13 protein-coding genes are annotated in these 13,376 nt (G+C 62.2%); 10 read left to right on the plus strand and 3 right to left on the minus strand.

The window, feature by feature from the left end; all coding sequences use genetic code 11:
- Positions 1-211: 211 nt before the first annotated feature.
- The 3 genes from ABRP28_RS21430 to ABRP28_RS21440 are packed head-to-tail and all read left to right on the plus strand — an operon-like array spanning position 212 to position 2,484.
- Positions 212-1,129 (plus strand): cation diffusion facilitator family transporter, encoded by a 918-nt coding sequence (locus ABRP28_RS21430; RefSeq protein ID WP_104443532.1) that lies wholly within the window; start codon positions 212-214, stop codon positions 1,127-1,129.
- Entirely contained in the window at positions 1,129-1,842 is a 714-nt protein-coding gene (locus tag ABRP28_RS21435; RefSeq protein WP_104443531.1) for a thioredoxin domain-containing protein, read from the plus strand. The genes ABRP28_RS21430 and ABRP28_RS21435 overlap by 1 nt, the downstream gene beginning before the upstream one ends.
- A gap of 27 nt (positions 1,843-1,869) precedes the next feature.
- Positions 1,870-2,484, plus strand: a complete 615-nt coding sequence (locus tag ABRP28_RS21440; RefSeq protein ID WP_104443530.1) for a copper resistance CopC family protein — start codon at positions 1,870-1,872, stop codon at positions 2,482-2,484.
- Between the two features lie 28 nt (positions 2,485-2,512).
- On the opposite strand, the gene ABRP28_RS21445 is transcribed toward ABRP28_RS21440, so the two are convergent.
- The 3 genes from ABRP28_RS21445 to ABRP28_RS21455 form a co-directional block, all read right to left on the minus strand.
- Positions 2,513-2,992 (minus strand): hypothetical protein, encoded by a 480-nt coding sequence (locus tag ABRP28_RS21445; RefSeq protein ID WP_104443529.1) that lies wholly within the window; start codon positions 2,990-2,992, stop codon positions 2,513-2,515.
- Positions 2,993-3,256: 264 nt separating this feature from the next.
- Positions 3,257-4,264 carry a hypothetical protein gene (locus ABRP28_RS21450; protein ID WP_104443528.1) on the minus strand — a complete coding sequence of 336 codons (1,008 nt, stop codon included), beginning with the start codon at positions 4,262-4,264 and terminating at the stop codon, positions 3,257-3,259.
- A gap of 96 nt (positions 4,265-4,360) precedes the next feature.
- Positions 4,361-4,681: a hypothetical protein gene (locus tag ABRP28_RS21455; protein ID WP_104443527.1), complete on the minus strand. Its 321-nt coding sequence runs from the start codon at positions 4,679-4,681 to the stop codon at positions 4,361-4,363.
- 713 nt (positions 4,682-5,394) lie between these two features.
- Here ABRP28_RS21455 and ABRP28_RS21460 point away from each other — a divergent pair.
- The 7 genes from ABRP28_RS21460 to ABRP28_RS21490 all read left to right on the plus strand — a co-directional run bounded on the left by ABRP28_RS21460 (position 5,395) and on the right by ABRP28_RS21490 (position 13,360).
- Positions 5,395-5,826, plus strand: coding sequence for a hypothetical protein (locus ABRP28_RS21460; RefSeq protein WP_104443677.1), 432 nt, complete (start codon positions 5,395-5,397; stop codon positions 5,824-5,826).
- Positions 5,827-5,896: 70 nt separating this feature from the next.
- Positions 5,897-6,247 carry a DUF3846 domain-containing protein gene (locus ABRP28_RS21465; RefSeq protein WP_104443676.1) on the plus strand — a complete coding sequence of 117 codons (351 nt, stop codon included), beginning with the start codon at positions 5,897-5,899 and terminating at the stop codon, positions 6,245-6,247.
- A gap of 604 nt (positions 6,248-6,851) precedes the next feature.
- Positions 6,852-7,874 (plus strand): DUF4192 domain-containing protein, encoded by a 1,023-nt coding sequence (locus ABRP28_RS21470; RefSeq protein WP_104443611.1) that lies wholly within the window; start codon positions 6,852-6,854, stop codon positions 7,872-7,874.
- Between the two features lie 180 nt (positions 7,875-8,054).
- Positions 8,055-8,204, plus strand: a complete 150-nt coding sequence (locus ABRP28_RS21475; protein ID WP_181039493.1) for a hypothetical protein — start codon at positions 8,055-8,057, stop codon at positions 8,202-8,204.
- A gap of 564 nt (positions 8,205-8,768) precedes the next feature.
- On the plus strand, positions 8,769-9,908 hold the full coding sequence (locus ABRP28_RS21480) for a ParB/RepB/Spo0J family partition protein (protein WP_219821795.1): 1,140 nt from the start codon (positions 8,769-8,771) through the stop codon (positions 9,906-9,908).
- Positions 9,793-10,965, plus strand: coding sequence for a tyrosine-type recombinase/integrase (locus ABRP28_RS21485; RefSeq protein WP_374153029.1), 1,173 nt, complete (start codon positions 9,793-9,795; stop codon positions 10,963-10,965). The genes ABRP28_RS21480 and ABRP28_RS21485 overlap by 116 nt, the downstream gene beginning before the upstream one ends.
- Positions 10,966-11,122: 157 nt before the next feature.
- On the plus strand, positions 11,123-13,360 hold the full coding sequence (locus ABRP28_RS21490) for a tyrosine-type recombinase/integrase (RefSeq protein WP_146088611.1): 2,238 nt from the start codon (positions 11,123-11,125) through the stop codon (positions 13,358-13,360).
- Positions 13,361-13,376: the final 16 nt, after the last annotated feature.

Here is a 13,376-nt window from a genome sequence, read left to right on the forward strand (position 1 = left end):
GGGCGTATACGTCGTTCCTAAATCAGGACGGTCCTGCCATTAGGAACTATGGAGCCATGACCCATCCCCAGATGCACACAACCTCACCCGCCAGCACGCACAACCCCGTGCCCCAAAACAGGGCGGCCGAGGGTGCCTGTTGTGCAGGGGATGGCGGCGGGGCTGTGCCGGGGATTGCCGGCCTTGTCATGCGGTACCGGGCGTGGATGCCATGAGCGGTCACGGACACGACCACGGCGCCGCCGCAGCAGGCCAGCGCGGGAAACTGATCATCGTTTTTACCATCACGTTTGCCGTGATGGTCGCCGAAATCATCGGGTCGCTGATGACCGGCAGCCTGGCGCTGCTGGCCGACGCCGGACACATGTTCACCGACGCCGCCGGGCTGCTGATCGCGCTGATTGCCGCGTCGCTGGCGCTCAAACCCGCCACTACGAAGCGCACCTGGGGCTACAAACGGGCAGAAATCGTCGCGGCCGCCGGGCAGGCGGCCCTGCTCCTGGGCGTGGGCGCGTTCGTGATTGTCGAAGGCATCCGCCGGCTCTTCGAACCCCCGGAAGTCGGCGGGTCCACGATGCTCTGGTTCGGCATCATCGGCCTGGCAGGGAACGCCATCGGCCTGCTCGTGCTGGCCTCGGGCCGGAAGCACAACTTCAACATGCGCGCCGCGTTCCTCGAGGTCCTCAACGACGCCATGGGCTCCGTTGCCGTCATCGTCGCCGCCATCATCATCGCCCTGACCGGCTGGGTGCAGGCCGACGCCGTCGTGTCCCTGCTGATCGGTGCGCTGATCATCCCCCGGACCTTGAAGCTGCTCAGTGAAACGCTGAACGTGCTGATGGAAAACGCCCCGGCCGGCCTGGACATGGACAGAGTCCGCGAACACATCCTGGCCGTGCCCCATGTCATCGACGTCCATGACCTGCACGCATCCCTTGTCGCCTCGGGCACCCCAGTCCTCTCGGCACACGTCACCGTCGAAGATACCTGCATGATGGATGGGCACGCCGCGACGATCCTGGCAGACCTGCAGCGCTGCGTTGCCGAACACTTCGACGTCAGCATCGAACACTCCACCTTCCAGATAGAACCCGCCGCCCACCGCGACCAGGAAAGCCTCCACCACTGATGAACCCCACCAAAACCACAGCCCCGCGCCCAGCCCCAAAGAACCCAGCCCAACCCGACCCGGCCCGGAAAATCCGGCTGGTCGTCTGGATCCTCCTCGGCGCCCTCGTCGCAGCCGGAGCCATCTGGTACGCCGTGTTCACCCTGAACAAGCCCGAACCGGTAACGGCGGCACCCGTGACCCAGGCCGAGCTCGTCCGGGAAGACAGCCACCGCGTCACCTCCCCGGCAGTGGAGAAAGCACAGCTGGTCGAGTTCCTGGACTTCGAATGCGAAGCCTGCCGCGCCGCAGAACCGATGGTCCAGGAACTCAAGGCCGAGTACGGCGACAGGATCACCTTCATTCACCGGTACTTCCCGCTGCCCGGGCACCGGAACTCCGGTGCCGCTGCCTTGGCCGTGGAGGCCGCAGCCCAGCAGGGCAAGTACGAACAGATGTACACGAAGCTGTTCGAAACCCAGCCGGAATGGGGAGAAAAGCAGGACTCCCAAGCCGAACTCTTCCGCACCTACGCCCAGGAACTCGGACTCGACCTCGCCGCCTACGACGCAGCCGTCGCCAATGAGGCGACCAAGGACCGGATCAGGCAGGACATCGCGGACGGCAAAGCGCTCGGCGTCACCGGCACACCCACGTTCTTCCTCAACGGCGAAAAACTCGTCCTCAACAGCGAAGAACAGTTCCGCCAGCTCCTCACCGACGCCGCCAAATAGCCTCGGCCCCTGACGAAAGCAGCACTGATGAAAACCGCACGCCTGAAAACCACGACACGGCTGGTATTGGCAGCCGCCGCGGCGCTCCTTCTTCCCGCATTGTTCACCATGCCGGTGGCCGTGGCGCACGACAGCCTGTCCTCCACCGAGCCAGCACGTGACGCCGTCCTGGAGACCGCCCCCGCCACCGTCTCCCTGACACTGTCCGATGCCCCGCTGAACTCAGCCCAGCTGAACACCAGCATCCTGAAAGTCACCGACAGCACCGGCAAGACCCTCAGCGATGACAGCGTCGAGGTCAACGGTGCCACCCTGTCCACCGCCATCACCGCCGGACAGCCCGGCCCCTACACAGTCCAATGGCGTGCAGTATCCTCAGACGGCCACCCCATCGAAGGCACCTACACCTTCACCGTCCAGTCCGCGGCCACCACAGCAACGCCTTCCCAACCAGCAGCGACGGCGGTCCCTTCGGCGTCAGCTGCTCCCGCTGTCACTTCTGGGACGACACCTGTGACCCCGGCACCCCGCCCCGATGACAGCAACGCACTGCTCGTCGCCGGCATCGGCGCCGCAGTCATCGCCCTCATCGCCGGACTGATCGCCCTCGCTCGCCGCAAAGAGAACCGCCCACAGCCTTAGACAATCTGCGAAGCGTCAAGGGGCAGTTTCAAGCGGGAGGAGCTGCAGGATCCGAGTGGACGACGTCCTTGCGGACTGCCCAACGGCCGATCGCGGCCGCAACGCCAACGGTGGCCCAAGGGACCAGCATCCAGAGCTGCCAGCCGAAAACGAGGACGCTGCCCACAAGCCAGAACGCGATGGTAGGCACAGCGAAAAAGGCTCCAATGTGAATCCATTGATTCTTGACCGGGCGCAGGAAGTAGGCCAACACCCAAGCCAGCGGCGCCGCAAACAGCAGGGAAACTCCGAACCCATAGAAAACCGCCATGCCCAATAAGCCCCACACATGGCCTTCGTCAGTCCCGCTCCGCACGCCGGGTACGACATAGAAGGCTGTAACCATCAGCAGCAGTGCTCCTACCCACAGCGATGTTGCGATCAGCCAGCCCTTGATGAACCCGTAAGCATCCAAGACCACCTTGTACGACTGAACTGCCTGCGGCTGCACCGCGTCCCCCAACGCCATGGGCACAGCCTACCGAAGATCAGAATTTGGTAATCAGGTGCGGTTCCACCCGTGGGACTCGGCGTCTCGAAACCATTCCGCCTCGAATCCCTAGGGATACGAGACGCGTTAGGAGCGCCACTTAGCACAAAAGGATCAGGGCATTCTTGATTTGACTGGAGCATGACCAAGCTCGCAGCCAGATTCGGTATGTCATCGACGACTTGTGGATGGAACAAGTCTAAATAGGTGCAGGCATCCATTCGGCATCGGGGACGGCTGGCTCTACTTCCTGGGGAGCAGGGACCTCAGGATCGTACTGCACCGGCTCGGGGTCGTGGAGTCCTCGTTGATGGCCCCTTCGAGAACTTGCAGTTCGGGGACCTTGATTCGTCCGAGAACGATCGCGCTGTTTACTTCTTCCTGTGCCTCTCGGGCCTTTTGTGCCGCTCGCAGCGCGAGTACCAGCACTGAGAAAAGTCCAATCCCGCAGACTCCCACTGCCAAAAGAAACTGGTCAGGGGGAAGCTGCAGTGCGGTAACGGTGGTGAGGATTAGTAAGGGTATGCACAGCCCGGAGCGGAAGTCAGATTCGCTCTTGGCCTTATCAAACCGCTCGTAAGCTTTGTCGTCCTTCTGGCCTAGGTCGACTGCCAGAAGAGCGCTTTCTGAGTAGATACGTCGAAGCAGTGTCGAGGCCAAAACCTTCTGTTCCGTACGCCCGGCCCTGTATGCTCCAAAACTGCCTACCTGCGGTGGCTCCTTGCCGTCCGGCTGTTTACTTTCCAAGGCTTGACGTGATACCCGATTGTCCCACCAGGGCTCGAGGGATGACCTCAGGAATCGAGGCGAAAGACGAATCCACCACGGGTAAAGGATTCCCATCTTCGTGAGAGCTGGAATTTCGCGCACCAAATCCTTGGTGAGCTCCCCCACAGATTTCTTTCTCGCGGCCCGCCCCACCTGATCCTCGATGAAGTCGAGAAGCCGAGACTCCCGCGTTTTGTCACCTTCGCGTTCAGCCCTCTTCCTGTTGTGCCGGTTGATACCGGCCAGCACTAGCAAGTGAAATGGGAATACAAGCCCAACCACATAGGCGAGAAAGGTGATGACAGCGAGTGTCGCCACCGGTCCGAGATAGTCGACAAGCGTAGCCACCTTCCCGGCCAGTGTGTCACCCGGCGTGACCTTCGCTATCTGCTCACCTATTAGCAACCAAACCGCGAATAGAAGCAGCATGCCGGCGCTCAGGGCGCTCTTAACGTCCCTTAGGTTGGACAAAAATCCGAGCATCGTGGCCCCTGCAGGTTCTCAAGTTCAGCCACTGGGGGCTTGGGCGGAAAGGCGGAAGGAGTGACACTCTTACTTGTGGTCATTCCTGGTCCGAAGCTACTGCATATCACCGTTTTGGGCCGTGGTTGGCGATTCGGCAGCAGCGTCCTCCGCGGGGAAGCTGCGGAGCATGGCTACCATGCTCCGCACGGATGCCGGGTCTTCCTGCCAGGGCTTGCCGCCCCGTGAACAGGCACGAAAACCGGTGACCGCTGACTCTTTAGCCGCCTCTGCCAGCTCGGCCCATGCCGCTTCCAGATCTGCAACCTGTTCAGGGCTCAACGGCTCCTGTTCCTCGGGCGCAGCCGCCACTACCTGGCCGGACTCACCAGCACCCGTTGTCTTCTTGCGCCGACCGAACCAGCTCCACAGGCCCATAAGATTCCTCCCCGCATAGAGTCCCGCCAGGAGCAACAACTTCCCCAAGTTCGCTGCGACTGGCGAGACACTTCCACCGTACCAACACCCCAAGCAGTCACCGAAGGCAAGGCAGAGGGCCGCAAGCGGTGAGAAAGCGGCCCTCTGCCTGGGGTGTAAACATCCTGCTGCTTACGCCTTCGAGGATCCCACACAACAGGAGGGAGCGGGGCAGCTTTTGGCCTCGCCGTCGCCGGCCTGCTGAGGGGAACTGCCGGTGCCGTGCCGCACCGTGGACAGGACCCAGGGGACCGCGGCGGGTGTTCGGGCAGGCTCGCTGGGCTCGCCCTGGTTGCGGTGCAACCAGTTGAACGGGCGTCCGCTGGCGCGGCCGGCTGTTGGGTGCTGCCGGTCCGTCGCAGAGCTCCGGCCCGTCATCACCTCTTGTTTACAAGCGTTTTTTGTTGCTGTCCTGCGGATTCTAGGCGTCCGCTCCACCCCGTCTAGCCCCTCCTTCGTCGGGGCCTGCGGTCCGGGAATTTCCCTACGGCGCTCCTGCGTCGCTTATTTCCTTCAGGGAATTTCCCACCCCTTGCCCTGCGGGTAGACAGGGCTCCGTCGGCCGCCGAGCAAGCAAGCTTGCCAGCAACCAAAAAACAACTTGGGGGAGAGGGGCAGCTGGCCCGGTGACGCGGTCCCCTCACCATCCCATTCCTCAGCAAAGGAGCAACACCATGAACGCAATCACTATCAAGACGGTGACCACCGAGGACACCGGCGAGAGCATCGAGGACGTGACCGTGTTGGGCGATTACCACATGAACACCGGTTACGACTGGATGGAACTGATCGGCGAACACGGCTGGGCCGTGATCCCCAGTTGGGGGTGTGACGGCTGGGACTTGGGCCAGTGGCCCTATGTCATGGTCGCCGGTACCCGCACGGCCGATGCCATCGGCAACCTGTTCGGCATGGCCACCTACTGCGAGGGCGACGTGAAGACGACGTTCTATCGGAGTAAAGCGAAGTTCTGGGACGCGGTCAGTGAGCAGGCATTTTTCCACTGGAAAAACGGGCAGGCCCACGGCCCGGACGACCTGCCAGAGGCCGCCGCAGAGCTTCCGAGCCGGTACCGGATCCCCTCCATGTACCAGAACGTGGCCTAACCAGCATCACAGGTGCCCTGCCCGTCCGGGGCGGGGCACCGCCCCCCACTTCTTTTAGAAAGAGACCGTCATGACCACCTGTAAAGCCCTCATCATTCCCGCCGACCAGTCACAACCCGCCCGTGTCGACTCCATCACCGCGGACCTGGAGACCTTGCAGTACCTGGTGAGGGGAAACATTGAAGCAGTGAGCGGCGATGACTGGCACTTCTACCTCAACGAGGAAGGAAAAATCCTCGGCCTTGAACCGAACGTCCGCGCCGGGGCCCTTGTCCTCCAGCTCACCGAAGATGTCCAGGACATCTACTGCGGGGATGTGGTGTTTCTGGGCGAAACCCCGGACGGGGACGAGGCCGACGTCCCCGAGCGCGTCAGGTTCCTTGCGGCCCTGATCATCGGAACCGCCCAGCCCACCGCCTAGGAAACAGGGGCAGGGGCGGAGCCGGGGCAGTTCCCCGGCCCGCCCCAAGCGCGGGCGGGCCACCGCCTCAGCGGTACCCGGCACAGGTGATCATCACCTGGCGGCAGCCCGCCGTTTCTGCACCACTGACACACCACCGCGGCACCGGTGCCGTGCCGCACCGTGGACAGGACCCAGGGGACCGCGGCGGGTGTTCGGGCAGGCTCGCTGGGCTCGCCCTGGTTGCGGTGCAACCAGTTGAACGGGCGTCCGCTGGCGCGGCCGGCTGTTGGGTGCTGCCGGTCCGTCGCAGAGCTCCGGCCCGTCATCACCTCTTGTTTACAAGCGTTTTTTGTTGCTGTCCTGCGGATTCTAGGCGTCCGCTCCACCCCGTCTAGCCCCTCCTTCGTCGGGGCCTGCGGTCCGGGAATTTCCCTACGGCGCTCCTGCGTCGCTTATTTCCTTCAGGGAATTTCCCACCCCTTGCCCTGCGGGTAGACAGGGCTCCGTCGGCCGCCGAGCAAGCAAGCTTGCCAGCAACCAAAAAACAACTTGGGGGAGAGGGGCAGCTGGCCCGGTGACGCGGTCCCCTCACCATCCCATTCCTCAGCAAAGGAGCAACACCATGACTGATTCAGTACGCGCCTCCGGCCCCGCCGACGTTCTTAGTTTCGTCCTGCACGCCCTGGGCTCGGTGCCCCGGGAATCGTTCGTTTTGATCACCCTCCACGGCACCCGGCTGGGTGCTACCCTTCGCATTGATGCGCCGCTGGCACCCACCCCGGCCATGTTCGCCCGGACCGTGGCCGATTACCTTGCAGCGGACACCGCCGCTACCTCGGTGCTGCTGGCCGTTTACACGGACGTGACCGGTGCCCCGGAACGGCCCCGCCCGTTCCACGAGCACGTCGAGGCCCTCATTGAGGTTTTCGACGCGGCGGGAACCCCGCTCAAAGACGGTTGGCTGGTGACCTCCACCCACTGGCAGAACCTCCTGTGCGACGGGCAGGACGGCTGCTGCCCCGCGTACCCGCTGGAGGCCATCACTGACAGCGCCCTGAACGCCGAAATGGTCTACCGCGGCAGCACCTACAACCAGGACGCGGGCGCGACTTACGCCCCCTTCACCGGCCCCGCCGACACGGAAGAAACCATCATTGCCAGCATCGCTACCCAGATGATCACCGGAACCGATCACGCCGCGGCCCTTTGGGCCAACGCCTTGAGAACCACCGGCCAGATCCCCGAACAGGACCGGATCGAGCTGCTGGCAACGCTTCAGATCCCGGCCGCCCGCGACCTGCTCCTGTGCAACATCATCGACCCGGAAAGGACCACACCAGAAGGAGCAGGGGATCTGTTGATGGGCAAGATCGCACCGGACTGGACCCGCGTGGACAAAGCCCAGGAACGCGCACGGGAACTGATCAACGCAGCCCCCGCAGGGTACCGCGCGCCGCTGCTGACAATGATCGGCTGGACCGACTACCTCAAAGGCCGGGCATCCTCGGCAGCAAACCACTTCACCCAAGCAACCGCCGACAGCCCCGGCTTCCGGCTCGCGGAACTGCTGACCGGAGTGATGAACCTCGGCACCGTCGCTGACATCGCGATGAACCCTGCCACGGCGTACAAGCCCAAGCGCTAACAAACAACCACCTGAGGGGCCGGGCCAGAACGGTCCGGTCCCCTCAGGTGGGGACCGGCGGCCTCCCCCGCAAGCTCCGCCGGCCGCCGGTCACGCTTGCGCGGGCGCAGCACCACAGGGAAAAACGGAAAACACCCGCCGGGTTAGAGTGGAAACACAACGACCAGGCAGGAATAGACCATGAGCCACGGATTCATCCTCACCGACCAGGACAAAGCCCCCGAAGGCATCACCGCGGCCGAAGAGGCCATCGAGCTCGCCATCCTGGGTAACGACGAAACAAAAACCCCCGCAGACTTCACCTGGGACCACGAGGGCCAGCAGTACTAAGACTCCTGCAGCGATGATGCTGCACCCATAGATTTCCTTTTTGCTGAGGGAAAACAGGAAGGGCAGGCACCGCAGGGTGCCTGCCCTTCCGCCCGTTAACAGGACCCTACGGGGGCCAGCGCGACCAAAGTACGGGAGTTTGTTTGGTGTTCGGGCAGGCTCGCTGGGCTCGCCCTGGTTGCGGTGCAACCAGTTGAACGGGCGTCCGCTGGCGCGGCCGGCTGTTGGGTGCTGCCGGTCCGTCGCAGAGCTCCGGCCCGTCATCACCTCTTGTTTACAAGCGTTTTTTGTTGCTGTCCTGCGGATTCTAGGCGTCCGCTCCACCCCGTCTAGCCCCTCCTTCGTCGGGGCCTGCGGTCCGGGAATTTCCCTACGGCGCTCCTGCGTCGCTTATTTCCTTCAGGGAATTTCCCACCCCTTGCCCTGCGGGTAGACAGGGCTCCGTCGGCCACCGAGCAAGCAAGCTTGCCAGCAACCAAAAAACAACTTGGGGGAGAGGGGCAGCTGGCACAAGTCCCATAGTCCCCTCGCCCCGTGCCGATGAAATAAGGAGAACCCTTCACGATGACTGCTATCGCAGAAAGCCCGACCACCACCGCCCCGATGCTGGAATGGTTGGACCCGGCCACCCTCACGGTAGACGTGAACGTCCGCAAGGACGCGGCCCTGACACCCTCGTTTGTGGCAAGCATCAAGGAACACGGCGTCATGGAACCGGTGATCGCTCACCGCAAGGACGACGGGACCGTACATGTCCTGATGGGACAGCGCCGCACCCGCGCCGCTGTTGAAGCCGCCCGGCCCCTGATCCCGGTTATGGTCATCGACAGCCCGGAGGAAGCCGAACGTATCGTGACGCAGGTGGTGGAGAACATCCAGCGCGCCGAACTGACCGAAGCGGACGAAGCCGACGCGTACCACCAGCTGTCCCTGATCGGTGTGACCGCGGCGCAGATCGCCAAGAAGACAGGGCGGACCAAGACCACTGTTGAGGGTGCTTTGAAGGCCAAGGCATCCGTAGCCGGGACCGCCGCGCTGGGCAAGGGGTGGAGCATTGAAGAAGCGCTCATCATGGCTGAATTTGAAGGAGACGCCGAGCGCACTCTCGAATTGGAATCGGTCATCATGGACGAACCGGACCAGCTGCATCACGTGGCCCAGCAGTTGCGGGACGACCGGGAACGCGCCGCCGCCCTTGCCGCTTTCACAGCCCAAATCGAAGCAACCGGGATCAGAATCGTTGAAGCCCCCGGCTACAGCGACGAAGACGTGGCCCGCGTGAGTTCTTTGAAGCGGGCAGATGGCGAGCGGGCCACCGAGGACGACGGCAACGCCGTCTACATCGCCACAGACGGTACAGGCGAGCACATCACCGTGCCGGTGGTTGTTGGCTGGAAGGAACTGGGTTTCACGGACCGCTACAGCTATTCGTCCTCATCGGCCAACAAAGGCCCGATGACCGATGAGCAGAAGGCCGAACGCCGGACCCTGATCGAGAACAATAAAAAAATGGAATCGGTCCTGTTAACTGAACTTCGTCGTAGAGTCTGGATCAGGGTTTTCCGGAGAGGCGGTTCTCATGGACGAGGTGCGACTCAAACTGCTCGAGGGACAGATTGGCCTGCTGGCGATAGGCGCGGTAGTCCCAAGAACGGAGGGCCTCTTGCCCTACGTCGTCATCGACGACAAGGGGCAAGAGATTGAGGACTTCTCAGTGTTCCTTCGTGATCTCGTTCTGAGCGACATGAGCCCTTTGACCGTACGCTCTTATGGCAATGACTTGCTCAGGTGGTGGCGCATTCTTGGTCTGCTCGGCAGCGGATGGGAGCAAGCGACTCGTGCGGAGGTCGAGGTCCTCGTGGGGTGGATGCGGTCCGCGGTGAATCCCCAGCGGCGGGGGACCGGTAACCGGGGCAGGAATTCACGCACAGGTAAGCGTCCCTTGGCCGGAGGCTATGCGCCGGCAACGATCAATCACGCCCTTTCGGTGATTTCGTCGTTTTACTCCTACCACTCACGCTTCGGTCGTGGTCCTCTGATCAACCCGGTTCCTGAGGCTGCAGGGCGGAGACGCATGGTTCATCGCGGCCGGACCGAAACAGCGCCAGGAGTAGGTCGGGCTCCTTTGCGGCAGAAGAAGTCCGAATGGCTGCCCCGTTCCATCCCGGATGACCTTTTCGACGGTTTGATGGAGGCTCTGCGGACGAACCGTGATCGTGCCTTGGTGAGTATGTATGTGTCCTCCGGGGCCCGCGCGAGTGAGCTGCTCGGCGTCCACGGCGATCAGATTGACTGGGCCGGGCAACGTGTATGGGTCGTATCGAAAGGATCCCGTGTCCTGGAACCGGTGCCTGTGTCACCGGAATCCCTGCAGTATCTGGCGATGTACTTCCACGAACACGGAGTTCCCAGGCCAGATGAACTGATCTGGCGGGCGCTCCACGGCAAACCGCGGCCGTTGACGTATCACGCCGCCCGCCGAATGCTGCAACGGGTGAATGCCGTGCTGGGCACGGATTGGTCACTGCACGACTTCAGACACACGACCATCAACCGCATGGTCTCGGACCCGAATCTGACCTTGCCTGAAATCATGGCCGTGAGCCGGCACCGACAGGTCTCCTCGATGGCTCCCTATCTACGGCCTCGGGTCGATGAGGTCTTCCAAAAAGTACAAGAGCACATGGCATCCCCACGGCCCCAACCTACGCTGACCCCGGGCTACGATCCCGACGACTTCTCAGTGGTGTTCGGTGCCTAAGGCTGTTAAACGACCACAACAGCGGCCGATAAACGCAGCTGTTCCCGGCAGAACTCGGAACCAATCCGTCATCATCGCTGCTCCGGCGCCGAGACCGGAAATTCCGCCATGGCCTCGCGGTGACTTGGACACGGCAAGCCCCGAGAGTCTCATCGCCTTGACCGACGCGATATGGCCCCGCACCCAGCCACGTGAATCACTGCGCCATCACGGGCTGAAATGGCTGCTGTCTTATCTAGCGAGGCATGCCGGACAGACCTGGCAGGAGAAATGGATCTCGTCGGGGTTCAATGATGGTCACCGCAAAATACGGGAGCTGACCACGGGAAACTTCCGTCTGGACGGTGAGCTGGGACATTCCCTGATGCTGCTGTGCTGTCTACGTGTCATTCGCCCTTCGCTGGCAGCGTTCAAGATCAACTCGTTCTACCGCTACCACGAGCATTTTGAGCAAGCGCAAAACGATCCTGACCTGGACCGCTTCCTGGCCCTCGTTGAACAACAGGACACGTCCAATCACTTCAAACGATGCGCGCGGATGGATGTGGCATCAGCGCTAACGACCCAAGGAATCCGGTTCGCTGATCTGAGCGCTGAGGCGTTACTCCACTACGCCATTGCCACGCGCGAAGGCGGATGGGGCCGTGGCTACGAAACGCACGTCGGTTACCTTGCCTGGCGGGTGATGTCTGAATCCGGGCACTTTCCCGCCCAGGTCCCGCCAACTCTCCGCGGCGCAATGCGATCCCCGGCTCAGACGCCGGCTGAGCTGGTCGACAAGCACAACATCACCAACCCGGACGTCCGTGACGTCTTCATTGCTTACCTGACCCGGCGCAGCCACGACATCGACTTCGCCACATTGCGCGACCTGGGAGAAGACATTTGCGGGAAGTTTTGGACGGGCCTGCAACAGATCAACCCCGGCCAACCGAATTTTGTCATCTCGCAAGAGCACTACGAAAGCTGGCGGGCCGTGGTGGCCCTCCGCCGCGATGGAAAGCCACGCCTTCAACTCGAAGCCGTCATGACGAATATCAGGGCCTTCTATCTTGACCTGCAGGGCTGGGCGGCCGAAGAACCCGAACGCTGGGCCCGATGGGTAGCACCTTGCCCGATCGCTGGCAGAGAGACCCGGACGCTGGGCAAAGCGGCGCGCCGGGCAAAAGAACGCATGGACTCCAGAATCCGCCTCTTACAGCCAGTGCTGCCGGCATTCATAGCGGCTGCCACAGAACGCAAAGACCACTTCCAAGAACTTCTGAAAGTGGCCGGCGAAACCCGCAAAGACGAGGTCATCACAGTCGGAGGGAAGCAGTATCAACGGCTATATACCGAAGGAGATGCCAGGCACCGCCGCTTCCATGGAGTATCGAACGTCCGCGTGCTTGATCTGTCCACCAACCGCAAGATCAATGTGACCTTCACCGAAGATGCCGTGTTTTGGCAGTGGGCGGCCGTGGAGACCTTGAGGCATACCGGCCTTCGATGCGACGAACTGCTGGAACTGTCCCAGCTGAGTATCCGCCAATACATCCGGCCGAACGGCGAAATCATCGCACTCCTGGTTGTCGCTCCCTCAAAAAATGATCGGGAACGAGTCATCCCCATGAGCCCTGACCTTTTCCACGTCGTCGCCACGATCATTCGACGTCTGACCAGGAACAGGGAAAGCGTGCCACTGGCGACGCGATTCAACCCATCGGAAAGAGTGACCAGCGAGCCGCTGCCGTTCCTCTTCCAGCGCACCATTGGACAACGCACCGAGGTAATCAACGCCGGAACGCTCCGAGATGAACTGGCCAAGCTCAGTGACGCCGTCGCCATCGACCATCCCGAGCTGGGCGGTTGCCGCTTCACACCGCACGACTTCCGCCGCCTTCTGGCCACGGACCTGGTCAATAACGGCCTGCCCATCCACATCGGCGCCGCACTCCTGGGACACCTCGATATCCAAACAACCCACGGCTACGTGACCGTCTTCCGCGAAGACGTTATCCGGCACTACCAAAAACACCTCAATGAGCGCCGCGCCGCCCGCCCGGCACGGGAATACAAATCCCCAACCGAGACAGAATGGGCTGAATTCGAAGAACACTTCGACAAACGCAAAGTCGAACTCGGCAACTGCGCCCGGCCATACGCCACCCCCTGCGAACACGAACATGCCTGCATCCGCTGCCCCATGCTCGAAGTGGACCCTGGCATGACCGCCCGGCTCGACGAAATCAATACCGATCTCATAGCCCGCCGCGAACTCTCCCAAACTAAGGGCTGGCTGGGCGAACTTGAGGGCATAGACCTCACGCTTCAATTCCTCGAAGAAAAACGCACCGACGCACGAAGATCAGCCAATCGCGATCCGATTGATCTGGGCATGCCTGCCATACGGTGAATACGCAGCTGGGATT

Source organism: Pseudarthrobacter sp. WHRI 8279 (assembly GCF_040224115.2).
Lineage (GTDB): Bacteria > Actinomycetota > Actinomycetes > Actinomycetales > Micrococcaceae > Arthrobacter.